The organism is Streptomyces sp. NPDC057854 (assembly GCF_042797055.1).
In the GTDB taxonomy this organism is placed as follows: Bacteria; Actinomycetota; Actinomycetes; order Streptomycetales; family Streptomycetaceae; genus Streptomyces.
In genome coordinates this window covers 71,228-91,515 of record NZ_JBHVMF010000027.1, presented here as the reverse complement: position 1 = coordinate 91,515, position 20,288 = coordinate 71,228, and the positions used below count along the sequence as shown (strand labels likewise).

The 20,288-nt window shown below is 71.3% G+C and carries 20 protein-coding genes and 2 pseudogenes; 10 read left to right on the top strand and 12 right to left on the bottom strand.

Going from position 1 to position 20,288, the window contains the following annotated elements:
• Positions 1–308 precede the first annotated feature (308 nt).
• The 6 genes and pseudogenes from ACFVQZ_RS31070 (at position 309) to ACFVQZ_RS31045 (ending at position 4,384) form a co-directional block, all read left to right on the top strand.
• Positions 309–1,271 carry a sigma-70 family RNA polymerase sigma factor gene (locus ACFVQZ_RS31070; protein ID WP_150234920.1) on the top strand — a complete coding sequence of 321 codons (963 nt, stop codon included), beginning with the start codon at positions 309–311 and terminating at the stop codon, positions 1,269–1,271.
• Positions 1,272–1,554: 283 nt separating this feature from the next.
• Entirely contained in the window at positions 1,555–1,728 is a 174-nt protein-coding gene (locus ACFVQZ_RS31065; protein ID WP_383628062.1) for a hypothetical protein, read from the top strand.
• A gap of 15 nt (positions 1,729–1,743) precedes the next feature.
• Positions 1,744–1,953 (top strand): annotated as a pseudogene (locus tag ACFVQZ_RS31060) (TIGR02391 family protein); the annotation flags it as partial.
• 650 nt (positions 1,954–2,603) lie between these two features.
• A pseudogene (locus tag ACFVQZ_RS31055) lies at positions 2,604–3,272 on the top strand (hypothetical protein); the annotation flags it as partial.
• 241 nt (positions 3,273–3,513) lie between these two features.
• A complete protein-coding gene (locus ACFVQZ_RS31050) occupies positions 3,514–3,915 on the top strand; it encodes a cupredoxin domain-containing protein (RefSeq protein ID WP_036416442.1) in 402 nt (133 codons plus the stop codon).
• 31 nt (positions 3,916–3,946) lie between these two features.
• On the top strand, positions 3,947–4,384 hold the full coding sequence (locus ACFVQZ_RS31045) for a hypothetical protein (RefSeq protein ID WP_030497923.1): 438 nt from the start codon (positions 3,947–3,949) through the stop codon (positions 4,382–4,384).
• Here ACFVQZ_RS31045 and ACFVQZ_RS31040 read toward each other — a convergent pair.
• The 10 genes from ACFVQZ_RS31040 to sigK form a co-directional block, all read right to left on the bottom strand.
• A complete protein-coding gene (locus ACFVQZ_RS31040; RefSeq protein ID WP_051788422.1) occupies positions 4,353–4,748 on the bottom strand; it encodes a hypothetical protein in 396 nt (131 codons plus the stop codon). The genes ACFVQZ_RS31045 and ACFVQZ_RS31040 overlap by 32 nt on opposite strands.
• Positions 4,749–4,796: 48 nt before the next feature.
• On the bottom strand, positions 4,797–5,558 hold the full coding sequence (locus tag ACFVQZ_RS31035) for an alpha/beta fold hydrolase (protein WP_383628059.1): 762 nt from the start codon (positions 5,556–5,558) through the stop codon (positions 4,797–4,799).
• Entirely contained in the window at positions 5,555–6,385 is an 831-nt protein-coding gene (locus tag ACFVQZ_RS31030) for a DUF1295 domain-containing protein (RefSeq protein WP_030497926.1), read from the bottom strand. Before ACFVQZ_RS31030 ends, ACFVQZ_RS31035 begins: the two co-directional genes overlap by 4 nt.
• Positions 6,382–7,665: a class I SAM-dependent methyltransferase gene (locus tag ACFVQZ_RS31025; protein WP_383628057.1), complete on the bottom strand. Its 1,284-nt coding sequence runs from the start codon at positions 7,663–7,665 to the stop codon at positions 6,382–6,384. Before ACFVQZ_RS31025 ends, ACFVQZ_RS31030 begins: the two co-directional genes overlap by 4 nt.
• Complete coding sequence (locus ACFVQZ_RS31020) at positions 7,662–8,996, bottom strand: class I SAM-dependent methyltransferase (protein WP_383628055.1); 1,335 nt, start codon at positions 8,994–8,996, stop codon at positions 7,662–7,664. Before ACFVQZ_RS31020 ends, ACFVQZ_RS31025 begins: the two co-directional genes overlap by 4 nt.
• Positions 8,993–9,772 carry a DUF1365 domain-containing protein gene (locus tag ACFVQZ_RS31015; RefSeq protein ID WP_051788423.1) on the bottom strand — a complete coding sequence of 260 codons (780 nt, stop codon included), beginning with the start codon at positions 9,770–9,772 and terminating at the stop codon, positions 8,993–8,995. Before ACFVQZ_RS31015 ends, ACFVQZ_RS31020 begins: the two co-directional genes overlap by 4 nt.
• Complete coding sequence (locus ACFVQZ_RS31010; RefSeq protein WP_030497930.1) at positions 9,769–11,034, bottom strand: FAD-dependent oxidoreductase; 1,266 nt, start codon at positions 11,032–11,034, stop codon at positions 9,769–9,771. Before ACFVQZ_RS31010 ends, ACFVQZ_RS31015 begins: the two co-directional genes overlap by 4 nt.
• Before the next feature lie 125 nt (positions 11,035–11,159).
• Positions 11,160–11,642, bottom strand: coding sequence for a peroxiredoxin (locus ACFVQZ_RS31005; RefSeq protein WP_383628052.1), 483 nt, complete (start codon positions 11,640–11,642; stop codon positions 11,160–11,162).
• Positions 11,643–11,679: 37 nt separating this feature from the next.
• Complete coding sequence (locus ACFVQZ_RS31000; protein ID WP_190044978.1) at positions 11,680–12,429, bottom strand: anti-sigma factor; 750 nt, start codon at positions 12,427–12,429, stop codon at positions 11,680–11,682.
• A complete protein-coding gene (sigK, locus tag ACFVQZ_RS30995; protein WP_373305444.1) occupies positions 12,426–13,019 on the bottom strand; it encodes an ECF RNA polymerase sigma factor SigK in 594 nt (197 codons plus the stop codon). The genes ACFVQZ_RS31000 and sigK overlap by 4 nt, the downstream gene beginning before the upstream one ends.
• Before the next feature lie 370 nt (positions 13,020–13,389).
• Between sigK and ACFVQZ_RS30990 the strand changes: the two genes are divergently transcribed.
• Complete coding sequence (locus ACFVQZ_RS30990; protein ID WP_030497993.1) at positions 13,390–13,629, top strand: chaplin; 240 nt, start codon at positions 13,390–13,392, stop codon at positions 13,627–13,629.
• Positions 13,630–13,780: 151 nt separating this feature from the next.
• On the opposite strand, the gene ACFVQZ_RS30985 is transcribed toward ACFVQZ_RS30990, so the two are convergent.
• Entirely contained in the window at positions 13,781–14,191 is a 411-nt protein-coding gene (locus ACFVQZ_RS30985) for an ATP-binding protein (protein ID WP_383628049.1), read from the bottom strand.
• Positions 14,192–14,560: 369 nt separating this feature from the next.
• On the opposite strand from ACFVQZ_RS30985, the gene ACFVQZ_RS30980 reads away from it, so the two are divergent.
• From ACFVQZ_RS30980 to ACFVQZ_RS30970, 3 genes are all read left to right on the top strand, one after another.
• On the top strand, positions 14,561–16,618 hold the full coding sequence (locus tag ACFVQZ_RS30980; RefSeq protein ID WP_383628047.1) for an MMPL family transporter: 2,058 nt from the start codon (positions 14,561–14,563) through the stop codon (positions 16,616–16,618).
• Between the two features lie 76 nt (positions 16,619–16,694).
• On the top strand, positions 16,695–18,269 hold the full coding sequence (locus ACFVQZ_RS30975; RefSeq protein ID WP_383628045.1) for a molybdopterin-dependent oxidoreductase: 1,575 nt from the start codon (positions 16,695–16,697) through the stop codon (positions 18,267–18,269).
• An 85-nt stretch (positions 18,270–18,354) separates the two neighbouring features.
• Positions 18,355–19,008: a fasciclin domain-containing protein gene (locus ACFVQZ_RS30970; RefSeq protein ID WP_030497997.1), complete on the top strand. Its 654-nt coding sequence runs from the start codon at positions 18,355–18,357 to the stop codon at positions 19,006–19,008.
• A 149-nt stretch (positions 19,009–19,157) separates the two neighbouring features.
• Here ACFVQZ_RS30970 and ACFVQZ_RS30965 read toward each other — a convergent pair whose 3' ends face one another.
• The gene (locus ACFVQZ_RS30965) at positions 19,158–20,027 is read right to left on the bottom strand and encodes a DUF4394 domain-containing protein (RefSeq protein ID WP_030497998.1); all 870 of its coding nucleotides are present in this window, start codon (positions 20,025–20,027) and stop codon (positions 19,158–19,160) included.
• Positions 20,028–20,288: the final 261 nt, after the last annotated feature.

Genomic DNA, 20,288 nt, shown 5'->3' with positions numbered 1-20,288 from the left:
TGTCGCGCGGCTGGTCCGTGCGGAGTACAACTACGACCTCGCAAGTTCACCGACGGAGTCCCCGCTGCCCCACGAGGTACGGCTTCCCCAGCAGCCCAAGAAGCGACGGCTGGTGTGCGGACGGTGCCGCAACGACGACGCGGACGAGAGGGAGCGTCCGGCCGCGCTCGCCACGCGTCCTCGTGACCGGTGCCGCCACGGGGCTGAGGGCGTGAGCCAAGTCACCGCTTCGGCTACGTATCCGGCGTGAAGGCTGTCCCGTCGTACCGGTGTGTACAGCCATTCACCCCGCAAGGAGCCGTGAAGCGATGCCTCAACCCCCTCTGACCCCAGCCACCGGCCGACTGCCGCAGCCCCTGCTGACGGCGGCGCAGGCCGCACGCCGCGAGTTCCTCGTGGCGCTGGAGCCACTGCGTGGCGAGTTGTTCCGCTACTGCCGGCGGCTGACCGGCAGCGTGTGGGACGCCGAGGACCTGGCCCAGGAGGCACTCGCCCGGGCATTCACACGGGCGGCACAGACCCACCAGCCGGTCGAGCGGCCGATGGCGTGGCTGGTGCGGATCGCGACCAACGCCTACCTCGACCAGGTGCGCCGCCCGGCCCCGCTCCTCGTGGAGCCGGCAGAGCGGGCTGCCCCTGCCGGCGCCGATCCCGCCGAGGTCCGCGACGCGCTCGCGGAGATGACCACCCTGCTGGCGCCGCAGGAGCGTGCCGCCGTCGTCCTCAAGGACGTGTTCGACCTGCCGCTGAAGGAGATCGCCGCCATGCTGAGCACCACCGAGGGGGCGATCAAGGCCGCACTGCACCGTGGCCGCGGGCGCCTGGCCGATCCGAAGCGGGCAGCTGCGCTCGCCCGCCGTACGGCTCCCGACCGCGAGACCCTCGACGCCCTCGCCGCGGCATTCACCGCGTACGACCTGGACGGACTGACCGAGCTCTTCGTCCAGGACGCGGTCAGCGACGTCATCGGCGTCGCCCACGAAGTCGGACGGACCCAGATCGCCGCCGGATCGCTGCACCACACCCTGGTCCTGGAGTCCTCCGTCCGGTGGCGCGCCGAAGTCCGGGAGCTCGACGGCGAACCGCTGCTCCTGATGTGGGCCACCCCGGCCGACGGCAGCGACCCCGAGGCGGTAGAGGACGTCCTGCGCGCCGAGATCGTCGACGGCGGGATCACGCGCCTGCGCTGGTACTACTTCTGCCCCGACGTCCTCGCCGAGGTCGGCGACCGGCTGGACGTGCCCGTCCGAACCCACGGCCACCTCGTGTGACGAGTGTGGGCACCGTTCTTGCCTTGTCGCAGATAACAGGGCCGACGCGTGGTTACTGCCGTCCTGCGGTGGCACCTTTGGGCCCGTGCCGATCTGGAGCGCCGCACCGCAGGCACAGCGCCCGCCGGCGAGCTTCTGGATGCGGCGGTGAGCCGCTCGGGCCACCCGTTCCAGCTGGAAGTTCTCGGTGTCCATCGCGTAGTGCACATGAACGGCCTGCTCGCCGCAGTACACGACGTCGACCATCTCGGGCTCGTCGTAGGCCGCTTCGATCAGAGCCGTCTTGACCGGAAAGAAGGCGCCCTGGGCGACGGCGGCCGCGATCAGTCGGTCGCCCTCCTTTCCCGGCGGCACGGCGGCGGGGTCACCCATGAAGGCCGTCGAAGTCGCCGTCCGCGACGCCTCCGGGCTCGACAATTCCCTCGTCGGCGTCGCGCTGATGCGCAAGGCGTTCTAACCGCACCAAAACGGCAAGCCCGGCGGCCCGCTGGCCGACGCCGGCGCAGAGGGCGGCGAGCAGGAGGCCGAGTCCGCGCTGTTCGCCGGCGCCATGGGCCGCTACAAGAACCCCTCCAGCCACCGCACCGTCGACTTCGCCGACCCGATCGAGGCGGGCCAAATCATCCAGTTCGCCGACCTGCTGTTGCGCCAGGTCGACCGGGCCCGGGCCAGGAACAGCTAACGAGGAGCATTGGAGCCCGCATCGTCCAACCAGCCCGGAGACATGTGGTGACCTGGTGGCTTCCTGCAGTCGTGATTATGGGGTCGGCAGGCGGCGGGCGAGGTCGGGGGCGAGTTGCCCGGCTGCTTGGCCGAGTCCGAGGGCGAGGTCTCGCCGACGGGGGATGCGGCGAGACCTCGCCCTCTCATGTTACGTCGTACATGCCCCGCAGACCCCTTGTCCTGACGGTTTGTTCGCTATGCACACAAACGGGAGATGACTGGTTTGACCTCAGGGTTCGTGGGGGCCGGGGGTGCCACCTGCTCTGATGGGAGCCGCGCGCATCACACAGCCGCGCTGCCGAGTAGCTGGCCGCCCTCTGCTCCGTCCGGGCCTCGAAGTGCTGACTGCCGTGCCCGTGGAAACGACAGTCGGCGCGTTCATCCCTGACCCCCGAGGCCAGCACTGATCGTCTGGACGTGTGCGGCTGTATCAGGCGAAGGCGAAGGGTGTGAGTTCAGCCTCTGCGATGCGCTCACGCGCGAAGAGTGGTGCGACCAGTACCCAATCCTCCTTCGGGGGCGCACCGAATGATGGGTGAAAGGGACTGAACGTCCGGACGCGATCCGGCCTCGTGCCGGTGAAACCTCCCCGGAAGGGGATGCATCGCGATGACAATCAAGCGCTCCACCCGTCTGACCGCCCTCATGGCCCTGCCCGCGGCCCTCACCCTCGCCGTGGCAGCCCCGGCACTGGCCCATGACACCAACCACGCAGGTCAGCAGACGCAGCACGGCCGGAGCTACAAGGTCGACCTGCGGCAGCTGAACGACTCGGGCGCCCGCGGCACCGCCCAGCTCACCCTGCAGGGCCGCCAGCTCACGGTGAAGATCAACGCCCAGGGTCTGGTCCCCGGCCAGCCCCACGCCCAGCACATCCACGGCTCCACCACCGGGCACAACTTCACCTGCCCCGACGCCAGCGCCGACAAGAACGGCGACGGTATCGTCACCACCGCCGAGGGACTGCCCGCCTACGGCGACATCAACATCTCCCTGACCACCAAGGGCGACACCACGAAGGCCAGCGGTCTGGCTGTCGACCGGATGCCGGTCGCGGACAAGAACGGCAACCTGTCCTACTCGCGGACGATCGCCGTCTCCCAGGCCGTCGCCGACAACATCACCCGCCTGCACGTCGTTCAGCACGGCATCGACCCCAATGGCAACGGGGTGTACGACTTCGGCAAGGGCAAGAGTGAGCTCGACCCCAAGCTGCCCCAGGAAGCCACCGCCCCCGCCAGCTGCGGCACCATCGAAGGCCACGCCGGCGCCTCCATGGGCAAGAACTACTAGCCCTCAGCGAAGGGGTTGACGCCCACAGCCACAGCTATACGGGCCGTAGCCGTTCCGCCCGTATGACGGCCTCGGTGACCACTCGCCGCCGGGGCCGTCACCGCCCCTTGCTGAAGACCTCGACCGCACCTGGTCCGCGCGCCGCCGCGGTTTCAGGGAGCCCCGGTCGCATCATCCAGCCTCTGTGGCCGTAGGGCCTCCCGCTCAGCGCACCCAGGAGGATCCCATGCTTGTCCGTCCCCGCTCCCGCACACCGCACATGGTCGTGGCGATCGCGGTGCTGTGCCTGCTCATCGCCCTCGCCGGCTGTTCCTCCTCCGGCGGGCCCGCGCCCACCTCAACGTTGCCCTCGGCGCCGTCCTCCACGTCGGTCAGCGAAGAGCGCATCGTCATCAAGGACTTCCGCTTCGAGCCGGCCGACCTCACTGTCGCACCAGGAGCCAGGGTTTCCGTGGTGAACGAGGACTCCGCTCCCCACACCGTGACAGCCCAGGCCGCCGATGCCTTCGATACCGGCACCATCGAAGGCGGCGAGACAGCCACGTTCACCGCGCCGTCCGCTGCCGGCACGTATCGCTACCTCTGCGGCATCCATCCGTCCATGAGCGGCGCCCTCACCGTCCGCTGACCCGCGCGGCGTCTCACCATGGAGCGATCCCATGCATCACGATCCGACGCGGCCGGACAGCGGCCACCGGAGGCTACACGCCGCCGCCCGTCTCCTGGCGGCGGCCGGTCTCGCAGCCGACGCCTACCTTCACGCGCGTCTCGCCGAACGCTACGACGCCGTCAGCGCCACCCTCAGCCAGGGCACCCTCTTCAGAATCGAGGCAGCCATCGCCGCACTCGCGGCGCTGCTGCTCCTCGTCCGGCGCCGCCCTCTGGCCGACGCCTTCGCCTGGACCGTCGCCGCCGGCGGACTCGCTGCTCTCCTGCTTTACCGCTACGTCGACGTCGGCGAACTCGGCCCCCTGCCCAACATGTACGAGCCGGCCTGGTTCACCGAGAAGAATCTCGTCGTCATCGCCCAAGTGCTCGCACTTCTCGCCACCTCATTGCTCCTTCTCACCCGTCGTCGCCGACGAGGCCACGCTTGACGTCCTGCAGACCGGCGTGGCGGGCCCAGAGAATCAGCGGAACCTGGAGGGGAAGCCGCGCGTAGGCGACGGCTCTTGCGGTCGTCGAGCGGTGGCGCCAGTCGTAGGCCATCTTGACGTTCGCCGGGAACACTCCGGCGAAGAAGAGGGCGGTCGCGTGGGCGCTCGCCCTTCGGGTCGCCGGCAGCGCGAGACCGGCTGCCAGAGCCAGCTCGACCACGCCGCTGGCCGTGGTCCAGGCCCGGGGGCCACCCGGCAGAGAGCCCGGCACGATGGCGTCGAACTGCCGGGGCGCGGCAAAGTGAGCGAGGCCCGCCGAGGCCATCAGACCGGCGAGCAGAAGCGCGGAACGAGCAGGGGACATGGGGTTCCTTCGGGCAAAAGGGCGCCGGGGCAGGCGTCCGGGAAGCGTTCAGTGGCTGCGGCGCAGGCGGATCGGGTGACATTCACCGGCGGACGGGATGAACATGGCGGCGTCCAGCGGTCCTGCCCCCCATATTGTCTCCGGGGTGGAGGTACAGGGCGGGGAATCCAGACCGAGGGTTTCGGCTGTGCTGCGGGCGGCAAGACTGTGCCAGAGACCCGAGCGGCTGATCATGACGTGGCGGCCGGCGGGCATGCGGATGCCTCGGACGCGGGCCCCGGCCACTTCGGCGCGATGGAGGTAGGCCCACGTGTCGGTGGCCGAGGTGATCCGGTCGGCCGGATCATGGAGGGCGATCACGGTGCGGTGCGCCAGGTGGGTGGCCGGCTCACCGGGAGGGCACCAGGGAGCGAGTGCCACGACGCCACGGACGTGCGGATCGTCGGCGGCGCGCAGCGCGGCCCGGGCGCCCATGGAGTGCCCGAGCAGCACCACGGGCAGAGGGCCGACCAGGTCGGCGAGTTCGGCCAGGGCCCGGCGCGTGTCGTGGACGGGGTCGGCGCGCTCGCCGTTCCAGCCGCGCATCCGGTAGCGGACGTAACCGATGAGGACGTCGGCGTGGCGGGGGTCCTGGCCGAGTACCCGGGCGAAAGCCTTCATCCGCAGGTCGGGCAGGTTGAGGGCAGACGGGGGTGCGAGGGAGTCGGCACGTCCGCCGTGCAGCAGCAGTACCGCGCCGGCCGCAGGCAGAAACCTGGGCTCGGGCAGGTGGAGAGCCGGGAAGGCGCTGCTCCGATCGGATCCGCTCATGTCATACGCTCCGGCTTTCCGGGAACGGCTTTGCGGGGTGGCAGGGGGAGGAAGCCGCTGGTGCGCGCGGTGTACGCGGCGTAGCCGGGGCGGTGGGCCATGTGCTTCTCCAGGAGGCGCTTGCCGCTGCCGATGGTGAGGAGCAGGGTCATCAGGACCGGGGAGACGAGGACGGCGAGGGCCGGCTGCCAGGCGGTGCAGGCGAGGAGGTACAGGCCCCACCAGACGAGGCTGTCCCCGAAGTAGTTGGGGTGCCGGGTCCAGGCCCACAGGCCCTCATCCATGATCCGTCCCCGGTTGGCGGGGTCCGCCTTGAAGCGTGCCAGCTGGTGGTCCCCGACGGCCTCGAAGGCGAGCCCGGTCGCCCAGACCGCGGCCCCGCAGTACGCCAGGGCGTCCAGGGGCGCCGAGCTGTAGGAGGCGGCCTGGACGGGCAGGGAGATCAGCCAGACGAGGGCGGCCTGGCCGAGGTAGACGGTGCGGAGCGCGTAGAGGGTCCGGTTGCCCGGTGCTTTGTCGAGGAGGGCGGTGTAGCGGGGATCCTCGCCGTGGCCGCGGGAGCGGTGGGCGATGTGACCCGCCAGGCGTAGCCCCCAGACGATTGTCGCCGCGGCGACGACCAGGCGCCGGCCGCCGTCGCCGTGGTCGGCGGAGAGCAGCCAGGTGACGGCGGCGACGGCGGCGAACGCGAGGCCCCAGGCGATGTCGACGATACGGTGCAGTCGGCGGCGCACGGCGATGGCGAAGGTGGCGAGGAGCACCGCCGGAGCCGTGGCCGCGGCGACGGCGAGGTTGACGGCGAGGGCGCCCCAGTCGGTGCCGTTCACGCCGGCATCGCCGGGTGGTACCAGGCGGCGGGGGTGGCCGGCATGCCGGACACGCCGTCGCGGGTGGGCCGTACGGCGAGGATCTGGTCGACGCCCATGCGGCCCTCGGCGAAGGCGAGCGAGGCACCGGCGAGGTAGAGCCGCCAGACGCGGGCGGTGGTCGTTCCGACGAGGTCCTCGAAGTCGCTCCAGCGCTGTTCGAGGGTGGCGCGCCAGGCGTCGATGGTGGTCGTGTAGTGCTCGCGGAGCGCTTCGACGGAGCGGGCCTCCAGTCCGGCGGTCTCCAGCACGTCCACGGTCCGGCCGACGGGGCGCATGTGCATGTCGGGGGCGATGTACGTCTCGATGAAGGCGCCCCCGCCGGGCGCGTGGGCGCCCCGGGACATCTGCTGGATCAGGAGCCGGCCTTCGGGGCGCAGCGCGTCGTGCAGCTTGGCGGCGAAGGCGGAGTACTCGGCGTCGCCGACGTGTTCGCCCATCTCGACGGCGGCCGCGGCGTCGTAGCCGCCCCCGTCGATGTCCCGCCAGTGCCGCAGCTGGACGTCCACGAGATCGGCCACCCCCTCGCGCGCGGCGCGTTCGGTGACGTGGTGGTGCTGGGCGCGGGACAGGGTGACGGCGGTGACGCGCGCCTTGTACGCGCGGGCCGCGTGGACGGTGAGGGAACCCCAGCCGCAGCCGACGTCGAGCAGGCGGTCCCCGGGGCCCAGGTCCAGTTTGCGGCAGATCAGGTCGAGTTTGTCGCGTTGCGCGTCGGCCAGGGTGTAACCCGGGTCGTCGGGCCGGGTCCAGTAGGCGCAGGAGTAGGCCATCGACTCGTCGAGGAGAAGGGCGTAGAAGTCGTTGGAGAGGTCGTAGTGGTGGCTGATGCCCGCGCGGTCGCGCGAGACGCTGTGCAGGCTGCCGGTCAGCCGTGCCCGCCCGTCGGGGCGCCTCGGGGGCGGACCGACGACGCCCAGGCGTACCGCGAGGGCGGTGGCCGCGGCCATGCCCGCCGGCCCGGGGCGTGCCGGGCGCCGGTCGCGGACGCTCCGGCCGGCCTGGGAGAGGGCGTCGGCCAGGTCGCCCTCGACGTCGAGGTCCCCGGTGACGTACGCCTCGGCGAGCCCGAGTTCGCCGGGCTGCCACAGCACGCGGCGCAGGGCGTCGGGCGAGCGGAGAACCACCAGGGGCGCGTCCGCGGGGCCCGTCTGGCTGCCGTCCCAGGCGCGCAGACGCACGGGGAGCGGCCCCGGGAGGAAGTGGCCGAGGAGCTGGGCGAGTCGGTCGGCAGTGCTCATCGGTGCGTTCCTTCGGTGAGGAGGAGCTGGCGGACGTCGAGGTAGCGGGAGCGGAATCCGGCTTCCGAGTAGGCGAGGTAGAACTCCCACATGCGCTGGAAGACGGGGTCGAAGCCGAGGCCGGTGACGGCGGGGCGGTGGGCGGCGAACCGTTCCCGCCACAGGCGCAGGGTCTCGGCGTAGTGCTCGCCGAAGCCGTCGTCGGCGACCGTGCGCAGACCGGCGGCGGCCGAGTGCGCGGCGATGGCCTCGCGGGAGGGGATCAGACCGCCGGGGAAGACGTACTTGCTGATGAAGGTGTGGGTGGCGGCGGTGTGGAGCATCTGCCGGTGGCCCATGGTGATGGCCTGCAGGGCGATCCTGCCGCCGGGCGCGAGCGCGCGGCGCAGGGCCCTGAAGTAGGCGGGCCAGTACTCCGCGCCGACCGCTTCGATCATCTCGACACTGATCACGGCGTCGTACCGCCCTTCCGCGTCGCGGTAGTCGCGCAGCTGGACGTCCACCCGGTCGGCGAGTCCGGCCGCGGCGATCCGCTCGCGGGCCAGGGCTGCCTGCTCGGCGGAGAGGGTCAGGGTGGTGACTCGCGCGCCGCGGGCGGCGGCCCGCAGGGCGAGTTCGCCCCAGCCGGTGCCGATCTCCAGCAGCCGGGTGCCCTCGCCGACGCCGGCGAGGTCCAGAAGCCTGTCGATCTTGCGGTGCTGCGCGGAGGCGAGGGACTCGAAGCGGGCGGGGAACCCGGTGAAGACCGCCGACGAGTACGTGAAGGTGGCGTCGAGGAACGTGGCGAACAGGTCGTTGGAGAGGTCGTAGTGGCGCTGGATGTTGGCGCGGGCCCCGTCGCGGGTGTTCCGGTCGGCGACGGGGCGGGCCGACACCCACAGGCCCCGGAGCCGGCGCAGCGGAGCGGGCACCAGCTCGTCGGCGTGGGCGGCGAGGACGGTCAGGACGCCAGCCAGGTCGTCGCTGTCCCATTCGCCCGCCATGTAGGACTCGCCGAAGCCGATCAGCCCGTCACGCCCGATGCGCTGGTAAAAGGCATCGGAGTCGTGGAGCGTCAGGTGCGGGCCCACCGCCGAAGGACGCGTACCGGCCGGAGGACCGGTCAGGGACAACTTGTCCAGGGCCCGGCTCACCAGGTACCGGGCGACGGCGGTCCGGGCAGGGCCGGCCGAGGGGATCCGGACCACGTCCGGCCAGTGGTCGGCGTCGACGTCCGCACGGCTGAGGGGCGCAGCGGTCGCGGGGCCGCCCGGCGGCGTCTGCTCGGGGACGTCGAGGGTGCGGCCGGCGAGCCGGGAGCGGCTTTCGGAGGTGAGGGCGGGGCGGGTCACGACAGCGTGCCTTTCTGCGGGGCGGAACGGGGACGTGGGTGCACGGGGAGTCCGCGCAGCAGCAGGTGGACGCCGTGGCGGCGGATGCCGGCCGAGACCGCGGCGGTGGACCAGGGTCTGCGCGCGGCCGCGGCCAGCAGCGCGGGCACGGTGGCGGGCCGGCGGCGGCCGCGGACGACCGCGGTGAACGCCCTGCCGTCGTCGTTCTCCAGGTGGACGGTCAGGGCCAGGCGCTCCCCGGGCAGCGGCAGGCGCATCCGGTAGCGGCCGTCGACCGCGAAGAACGGCGAGACGTAGACGGTTTTGTCCGCCACGGCCTCGTCCGCATCGTCCGTCCGCAGCAGGTAGCAGTGGCGCTGACCGTAGGTGTTGTGGACCTCCGCGACCACGCACACCAGGGAGCCGGAGGCATCGCGGCACCAGAACACGCTCAGCGGGTTGAAGACGTACCCGAAGACCCGGGCGTGCGCCAGCATCACCACCCGCCCGCCGCCCAGGTCGATGTCGTGCGCGGCGAGGAAGGCGTCGAGCCCGGCGCGGAGGGAGTCGGCGGTGCCGGCGAAGTGGTCGCGGGCGTCGAAACGGGCGAGCGGACGCAGTGGCCGGGGCAGCACTGGCAGGTGGTCGAGGTCCACGCACCACAGGTAGGTGCGGTGCCGCAGCGTGTGGTGCAGCGGCGTGCGGCGGACGTGCGTGATCACGCAGTCGTACAGCGCCGCGACGGGCTCCGCGCCCAGGAGGCCCGCGGATATGACGTCTCCTTCGGTGCGGGTCACCAGTCCACCCCCAGGGACCGGGCTGCCTCGACGCCGGAGCGGCAGCCGTCCTCGTGGAACCCCCAGCCGTGCCAGGCGCCCGCGTACGCGGTCACACCGGTGTTGAGACGGGGCAGTTCCTTCTGCGCCGCGACCGACGTGGGCGTGTAGACGGGGTGCTCGTAGACCATCCGCTCCACGACCCGGTCCGGGGCGATGCCGGTGTCACCGCCCAGCGTGACGACGTAGCCGGAGCCTGCGGGCAGGCGCTGGAGGCGCTCCATGTCGTAGCTGACGTGTACGGGTGCGGTGGAGGGCTCGCAGCCGGTCATGCGGTAGTTCCAGCTGGCGCGCGCCTTCGGAGAGCGGGGCAGGAGGGAGGTGTCGGTGTGCAGCACGGTGGGGTTGCGCGAGTACGTGAAGGCGCCCAGGAGCCGCTTCTCGTCGGCGGTGGGGTCCGCGAGCATGCGCAGCGCCTGGTCGGGGTGCGTGGCGATGACCACGGCGTCGTACGCGTCGGTGGCGCCGTCGCCGGTGGTGACGAGGGCGCCTCGGCCCGTGCGCCGGACGGCGTCGACCGGGCTGGAGGTGCGGATGCGGTGGACGCGTTTGGCAGCGGCAGTCACGTAGGCGGACGAACCGCCGGTGACGGTCTTCCACTGCGGGGAGCCGGTGATCGACAGCAGACCGTGATGGTGCAGGAAAGCGAACAGGTAGGCGGCCGGGTACGACAGCGCGGTGCGGGCCGGGCAGGACCACACCGCGGCGACGAGCGGCAGGGCGAAGTGGCCGACGAAGTAGGGGGAGAACCCGCCCTCGCGCAGGAAGTCCCCGAAGGTGACACCCGCGTGAGTCCCCCGCGCGAGCAGCCGCCGGGCACCCCGGTGGAAGACCGGCACCTCTGCCAGGAGCCGAAGGTACCGCGACCGCAGGGCCGCACGGGAGGCGAACAGTCCCGCAGCGCCCCGGGCACCCGCGTACTCCAGCCCGCACCCGTCACACCGCACCGACATGCTCATCTCGGCGTCCTGCGTGCCGATCTCCAGCTCCCGGAACAACCTCAGCAGGGTGGGGTAGGTGCGCTCGTTGTGGACGATAAACCCCGAGTCCACGGCAAGTGCCCGACCGCCGGGGCCGGGCAGCTCACGGGTGTGGGCGTGGCCGCCGAGCCTCCCGTCCGCCTCGTACAGGGTGACCTCGTACGAGGACGCCAGGACGTAGGCGGCCGTCAGGCCCGCCACGCCGGCGCCCACGACCGCCGCCTTGCGCTGTTCGACCACCATTGCTCCCGCCACTCGACACGCCGCCCGACTGCTGCGTTTCACCCGTACTTCGCAGCAGTCGGGCGATCGGATTGGCGTGATGTGTGACCGCGAGGTGGAAGGTCCGGTCGAAGAGGTGTGCCGGTTCAGCCGGTGAGACCGGCGAGATGCGTGCTCAGCGTGACGGCGGGCGGGTAGCTGGCGCCTATGGCGGTGACGTGCTTCCAGTGCAGGCGGCCGTGGCCGTTGACGATGAACACCGACCGGCGCAGGCCGATCAGGGGTGCGCTGATCCCGAAGGACTTCGCCACCACACGCTCCTCGTCGGACAGCAGGGGCATGCTCAGCCTGCGGTTGCGGGCGAACTTCTGATGACTGTCGAGCCCTTGTGGGCTGATGCCCCACACGGTGGCACCGGCGGACTGGAGTTGGTCGATGCCGTCGGAGTAGGAGCAGAGCTGTGCGGTGCGTACCGGTGTGTTGTCGCCGGGGTAGAAGACGAGAACGAGCGGCTTGCCGCGCTGCTCGCACAGGGTGTAGTCGCGGCGATGGAAGGTTTCGCCGTCCAGATGTCCGCCGGGCAGGCAGAAGTCGCCGACGATGTCCCCGATCTCCGGGATGCTTGCCATGAAGTACCTCGATCGCTGATCGTTGCGGAGCGCCCGGTCAGGCGGGCAGGGCCATCAGCAGCAGCGGATCGGTGGTGGGCTGGGGGGATCCTCCGTCGGGTTCGAGGGTGAGGCCGACGGCGCCCGCGTCGGCAGGGTTCCCGGCGAGGATGACGGTGCCGTCGTGGTCGATCAGACCGGCCGGGAGCATCGTGCCGTCGTGGTCGAGCCACAGCTGGTAGGTCTTCCCGGCGCCGGGCGCCGGCAGGTTGGCGGCGGTGAAGACGGCCTGGTTCCGCTGCTCGGAGGAGACGACGGTGGTCAGGGCCCCGTTGGCGGCCTTGCCGTGCACGGTTTGGGCGTCCGGGGCCGCCAGGACGGCACTGACCGCGTCGAGCTGCTGCTGGGCCTGGCGGGCCTGCTGCTCCAGCTCTTGTTCGTTCTGTGTCTGCCACACCGCGACGCCGCCCAGTGCGACGGCGGCCACAGTGGCGGCCAGCGCCAGGGACACGGCACGGCGGCGCAGGATCCCGCCGAGGACGGGTGCCGCACCGGCGGCGGGGACGCGTGGGGGCAGCTGACGCACGCCGTCGACGGCGGCCATGACCTGTGCTTTGGCTCCGGGAGGCGGCGGCTGGGCGACCGCGGCGGCCAGGCGCGCCGTGGTCGCCTGGAACTCGGCTGCTTCCTGGCGGCATGCCTCGCACGTTTGGAGGTGGGCGTCGAAGTCCTTGCGTTCGTCGTCGTCGAGTGCGCCCAGTGCGTAGGCGGCGGCGAGGGTGTGGGCGTCGGTGGTGTGGTGGTTCATGTGGTCACCCCCATGCAGTCGCGGAGCCGGATGAGCCCGTCGCGCATGCGCGTCTTGATGGTGGGAAGAGGCGTGCGCAGGGCTTCGGCGACTTCACGGTAGGTCAGCCCCTGGTAGTAGGCCAGGGTCACGGCTTGGCGCTGGAGTTCGGTCAGGCCGCGCAGGCAGCGGCGTACCTGTTCGGACTCCAGGCGGGTCTCGACCTGTTCGGCGACCTCGTCGAAGGCGGTGGTGTGTTCCCGGGCCGCCTGCGCGTGCTCGCGGTCGGCGGCGGCCTGGGCGGAGCGGACGCGGTCCACGGCCCGGCGGTGGGCGATGGTCGCGGCCCACGTCTGCACGCTGCCGGCGTCGGGCCGGTAGCGGGCGGCCTGGCGCCACAGGTCGATCATGACCTCTTGGGCGACCTCCTCGGACTGCGCCCGGTCGCGCACCACTTTGAGGACGATGCCGAAGACCAGGGGTGCGAGTGCGTCGTAGAGGGCGGAGAACGCCTGCTTGTCACCGCGCGCCACCTTGCCCATGGTCTCGGTGAGGTCGCTGGGGGCGGCGCGGCCGTTGCGGCCGGCGCCGAAGGGAAGCGGCTGGTTCACCTGCACCGCTCCGGTCGTGGTGAGAAGGCGCAGGGGCGGCCTGGGCCGGCCGTCAGGGGGCGGGGCGTCCATCGCATGCCGGTCCTTGTGTCGTCGCTCGATCGTGCCGGGCCGCCCGGCGGCGGCCCGGTCGCGAAACCTGTGGGTGCTTCGTTGATTTTTCGTAGCGGACCGGCGGGTGGATGGGTGGTGCTTCGTCACCCGCGCCATCGTCGAATAACCCGTTCGAGGGAAGGCGGGCGCAGGGGCCAAGCCGAAGGGCGGACGGCGGCGAAGACGGTGCGTGAGGTGAGCGGAGCGACGTTCTCCCGCTCTCCTCACCGGCCGCGCGGGTTGCTCGGCCGAGGCACCTTCATGGGAGGTAGTTCACATGGTTCGTGTGCGGAATGGTCTGGCGGTGGCCCTGGCGGCCGGTGCGGTGGTCATCGGTGGCGCGTCGATGGCATCGGCCGATGCCGGTGCACAGGGCGTGGCCGCCCACTCGCCGGGAGTCGGCTCGGGCAACCTCGTGCAGGTTCCCGTTCACATCCCGGTCAACGCGTGCGGTAACACCGTCAGCGTGATCGGGCTGCTGAACCCGACCTTCGGCAACACCTGCGTCAACGCCTGATCGAGCACCGCGAGAAGAGCTCCGGTCCGCCGCCTTCAAGACGGGGTGGCGCGGACCGGTGATCCGCCCGGAAGGCAGTGTGCTCCGAGCGGGTCGGCCGCGGGCGGCTGTCGGCACAGCCGCCCGCGGTACCACGTCCTCTCCGCCCGGGCTACCAGGTCAGGACCGCGATGACCTGCTTGCCCCGGCCGGAGCAGCTGACGAGGAGGTCCGCCCCCAGCGAACGAACAATCCTCAGCCCCCGGCCTCCCGTCTCCTTGCACCGCCCTTCTCGATGGCTCCCGGCCAGGTCCGCCGTCCCGTCGCTGACGGCGATGCCCGCCTGACCTCGTTCCAGGCTCAAGGTGAGCGCGTAGGGTCCGGCGGCGTGGAGCACCGCGTTGCCGACCAACTCCGAGACGATCAGTACGAGATCCTCGGCGACCTCGCGAGGGCAGGCGTCCGCCTCCTGTTCCAGGAGTCGTGCCACGGCTTGGCGGGCCTGGCGGGCCGCGCGTTCGTCCGAGAGGAGCGGCAGATGCAGCGTGACCGGACATCCGCAGGGAACGGTGGCGGTGTCCATGATGATTCCTCGCAGTGAGTGGTCTTCGTCACCGAAAACGGGTGAAGGGGAACGTCGTGGGGCTGTGATGGTGCCGTGGAATCCGCGCATGGTTACCCATCGTCACAGTCCAAGGGTCCGGGAACCCAGTGGCTGACGCTGCGGCCGGCCATTCAGTGCTGCTTTCAGTAACGATTCGTGACGATTGCCGCGATGGATTGCCGGAATCCGGGAAAAGTCCCGAGCCGCCGTCCAGGTGATCTCCAGCGCTGCCTGCCATCCCTGCCCCGCTGCCGTGCCGAAGCGGATGAGGACAGCAATCAGGTGCCGTGCTCCGCTGCCGCCGGCGCCCGCAGCACGCCCCCGGCAGCAGTACAGAGGGATGGCTTCGTGCTGAGGCTCAACCGTGCAAGGCCGTACATCGTGTTGCTGCTGTGGCTGATCCTGGCGGTCGCCGCCGGCCCTTACACCGTCCGTCTCGGCGAGGTCGCGCAGGCCGGCGGGGACGTCACGCTGCGGGAGACTACGGAGTCGGCCCGGGTGGAGCGCCTGCTGAACCCCGCGGGGGCGCAGGCCGCGCTGCCGCTGGCCGTGATCTGGACTTCCCGCCCGGAGGGCGAACAGATCACGGCGCGCCAGCAGCAGGCGGCGCGTCAGATCGTCGTCCGCCTGACCGGAACCGCCGGAGCTCCGGTGCTTTCCCAAGACGGCCGCGCCATGACCGCGGTGATCGGCGCCGAACCCGACGGCGGGGCCGCCCGCCTGGCCGCCGTCGCGAAGGCGGCGGCCTCGGTCGGCGGGACGAGCGTGCACCTGGCAGGACCCGCGGCCGCTCAAGCAGACCTCGACGCAGCCTTCTCGCATACCGACGGCACCCTCCTGGCCGTCGCTCTCGGCGGAGTCCTGTTGATCCTGATGCTGGTCTACCGCAGCGTGATCATGCCCCTGTTGGTGATCGTGAGTTCTCTCCTGGCCCTCGCGGTGGCCTGCGCCGTTTCGTACGCACTGGCCCGGACGGACTGGCTGTCCATCGACGGCCAGACCCAGGGCATCGTGTTCGTCCTGGTCGTCGGTGCCAGCACCGACTACGCCCTCCTCCTGGCCGCCCGCGCCCGCGAGGAACTCGCCGAACAGCCGGACATCCGCCGGGCGATGACCGCAGCGTGCCGCGCCACCGCGCCGCCCGTGCTCGCCAGCGCCGCGACCATCGCCTGCGCCATGATGACGCTCGTCCTCAGCGACCTGCCCTCCGAGCGGGCCCTGGGCCCGGCGGTGGCGATCGCCATGGCGTGCTGCACCGCCGTGTCGCTGACCTTCCTGCCAGCCGTACTGGCACTGTGCGGGCGGCGCGTGCTGCGGCCACACGCGGGCACACCGGGAGACTGGTGGGGACGGCCGGCCCGGGCGCTCGAGCACCGGCCGCGCCGGGCCTGGGCCGGCTGCCTCGCCCTCCTCGCCGCCGGAGCGGCTATGGCGCCGCTACTCGCCCCTACCGGCGTCCCCCTCCACCAGGCCCTACCGGCCCAGGCCCCCTCGGTTGCCGGGCACACCGTCCTCGTACGCCACTTCCCCGCCGGCACCGCCAGCCCCCTGATCGTCCTCGCCCCTGCCGCCCGGTCGGCCGAGGTCCGCGAACGGATCGCCTCAACACCGGGCGTAGCGGCAACAGCCACCACGCCGGCCGAGACCGGTGGGAGGGCGCAGATCCTGGCGACGCTGTCGGACAGCCCGGACAGCGCCCCCGCCCGGAACACGGTGGCCCGGCTGCGCGGCTCGCTGGCCGGGACCGGGGCACTGGTCGGCGGACAGAGCGCCCAACTCGCCGATCTTCACCAGGCATCGGTGCGTGGCCATCGGCTGATCATGCCTCTGGCACTGGCCGTGGTGCTGGCCGTCCTGATCGTCGTGCTGCGCTGCCTGCTGCTGCCACTGCTGCTGGTCGCCGCCGCCTGGGTCAGCCTGTTCACCGCGTTCGGGGCCTCCGCGCTCCTCTTCCAACTGGTGTTCGGCAGCAGCGACACGGAGCCCGCCGTGGTGCTGTTCTCCTTCGTCTTCCTCGTCGCGCTGGGGGTCGACTACAACATCTTCCTCGTCCACCGGATCCGCGCCGAAGCGATGAGGCACGGCACCGCGGTGGGGGTCCGCCGGGGGCTGGTGACCACCGGCGGCGTTATCAGCGCCGCCGGCCTCATCCTGGCCGCCACCTTCGCCGCACTGACCGTGATGCCTCTGCTCTACCTCGCCCAGATCGGCTGCATCGTCGCCCTCGGCGTCCTCATCGACACCCTCCTCGTGCGCCTCTTCCTCGTCCCCGCCCTGATCCTCGACCTCGGCCCCCGCACCTGGTGGCCCACCCACCTCCCGGGCGACCGCCGCCCGCCCGCCACAGCCTCCGCTCCGCGCACCCGTACCCCTGGCCGCGCCGCCGCCTCCACACCCACGCTGTAAGGCAACACCGGCAAGAGATTTCACTCTTTCGAGGGTTGGACCAATCCGCCGGGCGGAGGATGCCGAATGCAGCAACGTGAGCAGCCTCCGCAGCAAACTCGTCCGCGTCGCCTTCGGCGCACTGGCCGGACTCCTGGCCGCGTTCACGGCTCTGGCCGTGGCCGAGCTGGTGGCCGGACTGGTGCGGCCCGCAGCGGGGCCGGTGACGGTGGTGGGCGGCGCGGTGATCGACCGGACCCCCGCTCCGGTGAAGGACTTCGCGATCCGCACGTTCGGGGAGAACGACAAAATCGTTCTCCAACTGGGGATCCTCGCGATCCTCGCCCTCATCGCCATCGGCCTCGGCATCCTCGCCCTGTCGCACCGACGCGCCGGTGCGGCGGGGGTGTTGCTGTTCGGGATCGTCGGCGCTGCCGCGGCTCTCAGCCGTCCCGACTCCACCGGCACCGGTGACGTACTGCCCTCGATCGACGGAGCGCTGGCGGGAGCTGTGGCTCTGTACATGCTGGCGACCAAAGCCGCTCCCGTTCACGCCCCGGACGGGCAGCCAGGCACTGGGGGGTGGAGCAGGCGCGGGTTCCTCGCCGCGGCCGGTGTGACCGCCGTCGCCGCTACCTCGGCAGGTGCGCTGGGCCGGTACTTCACCGGCCGGCAAGGCCAGGGCGCCGTCGCCTCCCGGGAGAACCTGGTGCTTCCCAAGCCGGCCTCCCCGGTCCCCGCGGTCCCGGCCGGTGTTCAGCTGAAAGTGCCCGGCATCACCGCCTTCACCACCCCCAACGCCGACTTCTACCGCGTCGACACCGCCCTGACCGTGCCCAAGGTCGACGCCGGAACCTGGCGGCTGCGCATCCACGGCAAGGGGGTCACCCGTCCCCTCACCTACACCCTCGACCAGCTCCTGGCGCGCCCCCTCATCGAACGCGACATCACCCTGACCTGCGTCTCGAACGAGGTCGGCGGCCCCTATATCGGCAACGCCCGCTGGCTCGGCGTCCCTCTCGCCGACCTCCTGAAGGAGGCCGGCGTGATCCCTCCGTCGCGGGGAGGGAAAGCCGATCAGCTGGTGGCGCGCTCCGTGGACGGCATGACCCTCGGCTCCCCGGTGGAGGACGTGATGGACGGCCGCGACGCGATGCTCGCGGTCGGCATGAACGGCGAGCCGCTCCCCTTCGACCACGGCTTCCCCGTCCGCATGCTCGTCCCTGGTCTGTACGGCTACGTCTCTGCCTGCAAGTGGATCGAGGACATCGAACTCACCACCTTCGACGCCTACGACCCGTACTGGGTCAAGCGGAAGTGGGCCCGCAAGGCGCCGATCAAGACCCAGGCGCGCATCGACACCCCCAAACCCTTCGCCCGCCCCGCCGCCGGAACGGTCACCGTCGCCGGCGTCGCCTGGGCCCAGCACCGCGGCATCACCCGCGTCCAGATCCGTGTCGACGACGGGCCCTGGCAGGACGCCGACCTCGCCGCACAGGCAGGCGTCGACACCTGGCGCCAGTGGTCCTACCGCTGGAACGCCACCCCTGGCGGACACAACCTCACCGTCCGCGCCACCGACGGCACCGGTCAGGCCCAGACCGAACAGCGCACCCGGACCATCCCCGACGGAGCGAGCGGCTGGCACAGCGTCTTCGTCACCGTCCCCTAGACCACCCGGACGGCCGCAAGGCCCGTACCGGGCAGCACGACCAACCCCCTCGATACCCAGAGAAAGTCCCAAGGAGCAACTGGTCATGAACAGCATGAAGATCCGCCGTACCGCGATCGCCGTCGTCGCCGCAGCCGCGCTGCCCTTCTCCCTGGCCGCGTGCTCGGACTCCGGCAACGACACCAAGGCCGCCCCCAGCGCGGGTGCCGAGGACGCCGCGAAGACGACGGAGGCGAGCACCCCCTCGGAGGCGCCGATGACCGACGACCAGCCCTTCGGCCCCGCCTGTGCCGGTGTGCCGAAGGAGGGCGCGGGCTCCTTCGACGGCATGGCCAAGGACCCCGTGGCCACCGCCGCGTCGAACAACCCGGCCCTGTCCACCCTCGTGACCGCGGTCAAGCAGGCCGGCCTGGTCGACACCCTCAACAACGCGGAGAACATCACGGTCTTCGCGCCGACGAACGACGCCTTCGCCAAGATCCCGAAGGCCGACCTCGACAAGGTCCTCGCCGACAAGGCCACCCTCACCAAGATCCTCACGTACCACGTCGTCGGCCAGAAGCTCACGCCGAAGCAGCTGGAGAACGGCTCCTTCGAGACCCTCCAGAAGGGCATGATCACCACGAAGGGCTCCGGTGAGGAGTACACCGTCAACGACGTCTCCAAGGTCGTCTGCGGCAACGTGAAGACCGCCAACGCCAACGTCTACATCGTCGACACCGTCCTCATGCCCAAGTAGGGCTTCGCGCACGGTCCGCACGTCACGGTGGCCCTGCACTAGCCCTCCTCGGAAGGGTGCAGGGTCACCGGCATGATCCCTGGGCCGATAGCCGTACCAGGAGCCTGGGCTCGGCAGGGTGCCGCGCCCAGGCCGGCTGCGGGCGGGGGCTACTTCTGGTTGATGGGCAGGGCCAGGTCGGTGACCTGGTACTTGGCCGGGAAGGCGCCCTCACCGGTGGCCTTGCCGGTCAGGACGTCGACGGCGTAGAGGCGGTAGGAGCCACCGTTGCCGATGGCGGCGAAGCCGTGGTTCGTGCCGGCGGCCGGGTTGTAGTAGATGTCGAATCCGGCGTCCAGGGCGGCGTCCACGCCGAGGTTGCCGGTGGAGGCCAGGGTGCCGGCGTTGGCCGGGGACTGCAGGGAGATGCGGTCGGCCATCGTGTCCAGGTCGAACAGCGTCGTCGCGGTCGCCGCGTTCAGATCGTTGTTGGTGTAGGCGGCTCCGGTCACTCCCATGGCGGTCGACGGCGGCATGGTCGGGTTCGTCAGGGTGCCGTCGACGGTGGTCGTCAGCGGGGCGGCCGCGTCGTCGATGTTGTGCCGCAGGTTCTGCCCGGTGTTGGAGATGACCCGCAGCCGGTTGGCGGCGGGGTTGAAGTCCACGCCGAACGCCACGCCGGCCAGGGCCACGGTCAGCTGGGAAACCTTCATGGCCTTGGCGTTGGTGGTGTTCAGGGTGTAGATGCCGCCATTGTCGCCGACGCCGTACAGCTTCTCGTTCTGGACGCGGAAGTCGATCCCGACGAGCTTGGTGTCCCCGGACAGCCCCGAGACCTTGCCCAGCGACCAGGTCTTGGAGGGCCTGTGGACGTCGAACTCGACCAGGCGCTGGTCGCCGGTCAGGCCGATGGCGTGCAGGGCCTTGTGGTCGTGGGCGGGCGGCATCTTCGAGGCCGTGTCGGACACCGCCAGCGCGGGTGCCGCGCACAGGGCGGCCAGGACGACTGCGGAAGCCGCGGTCACGGTCCGGTTGCGCATGATCACTCCTTCATCGGAGCTTGGGCCCAGGTGGCCCAGGTCTCGTGGTGAATTCGCCGCCGGCGTAGCAGGGGATGGGCGCCAGGGACGGAGGCCACCCGCACGGCCCAAGGGCACTGCCTCGGGCTGCGCCATCCAGGTGGGACCGGCCGCGCGCCGGTCCACCGACGGGAGGATGCGACGCTGCCGGTGGTGACGGTGTGGTCGTGGCTAGAGACGAGACATGGCGGCCCACTGACTGTGCGGGACTTGAGATCTGCT

Coding starts and splice junctions, on each gene's coding strand:
- ACFVQZ_RS30970 (WP_030497997.1), top strand. CDS start 18,355: ATGAACAGCATGAAGATCCGCCGTACCGCGATCGCCGTCGTCGCCGCA.
- ACFVQZ_RS31035 (WP_383628059.1), bottom strand. CDS start 5,558: ATGAGCGGATCCGATCGGAGCAGCGCCTTCCCGGCTCTCCACCTGCCC.
- ACFVQZ_RS30990 (WP_030497993.1), top strand. CDS start 13,390: ATGGTTCGTGTGCGGAATGGTCTGGCGGTGGCCCTGGCGGCCGGTGCG.
- ACFVQZ_RS30965 (WP_030497998.1), bottom strand. CDS start 20,027: ATGCGCAACCGGACCGTGACCGCGGCTTCCGCAGTCGTCCTGGCCGCC.
- ACFVQZ_RS31005 (WP_383628052.1), bottom strand. CDS start 11,642: ATGGCAAGCATCCCGGAGATCGGGGACATCGTCGGCGACTTCTGCCTG.
- ACFVQZ_RS31050 (WP_036416442.1), top strand. CDS start 3,514: ATGCTTGTCCGTCCCCGCTCCCGCACACCGCACATGGTCGTGGCGATC.
- ACFVQZ_RS31025 (WP_383628057.1), bottom strand. CDS start 7,665: ATGAGCACTGCCGACCGACTCGCCCAGCTCCTCGGCCACTTCCTCCCG.
- ACFVQZ_RS31045 (WP_030497923.1), top strand. CDS start 3,947: ATGCATCACGATCCGACGCGGCCGGACAGCGGCCACCGGAGGCTACAC.
- ACFVQZ_RS31070 (WP_150234920.1), top strand. CDS start 309: ATGCCTCAACCCCCTCTGACCCCAGCCACCGGCCGACTGCCGCAGCCC.
- ACFVQZ_RS30985 (WP_383628049.1), bottom strand. CDS start 14,191: ATGGACACCGCCACCGTTCCCTGCGGATGTCCGGTCACGCTGCATCTG.
- ACFVQZ_RS31040 (WP_051788422.1), bottom strand. CDS start 4,748: ATGTCCCCTGCTCGTTCCGCGCTTCTGCTCGCCGGTCTGATGGCCTCG.
- ACFVQZ_RS31010 (WP_030497930.1), bottom strand. CDS start 11,034: ATGGTGGTCGAACAGCGCAAGGCGGCGGTCGTGGGCGCCGGCGTGGCG.
- ACFVQZ_RS31000 (WP_190044978.1), bottom strand. CDS start 12,429: ATGAACCACCACACCACCGACGCCCACACCCTCGCCGCCGCCTACGCA.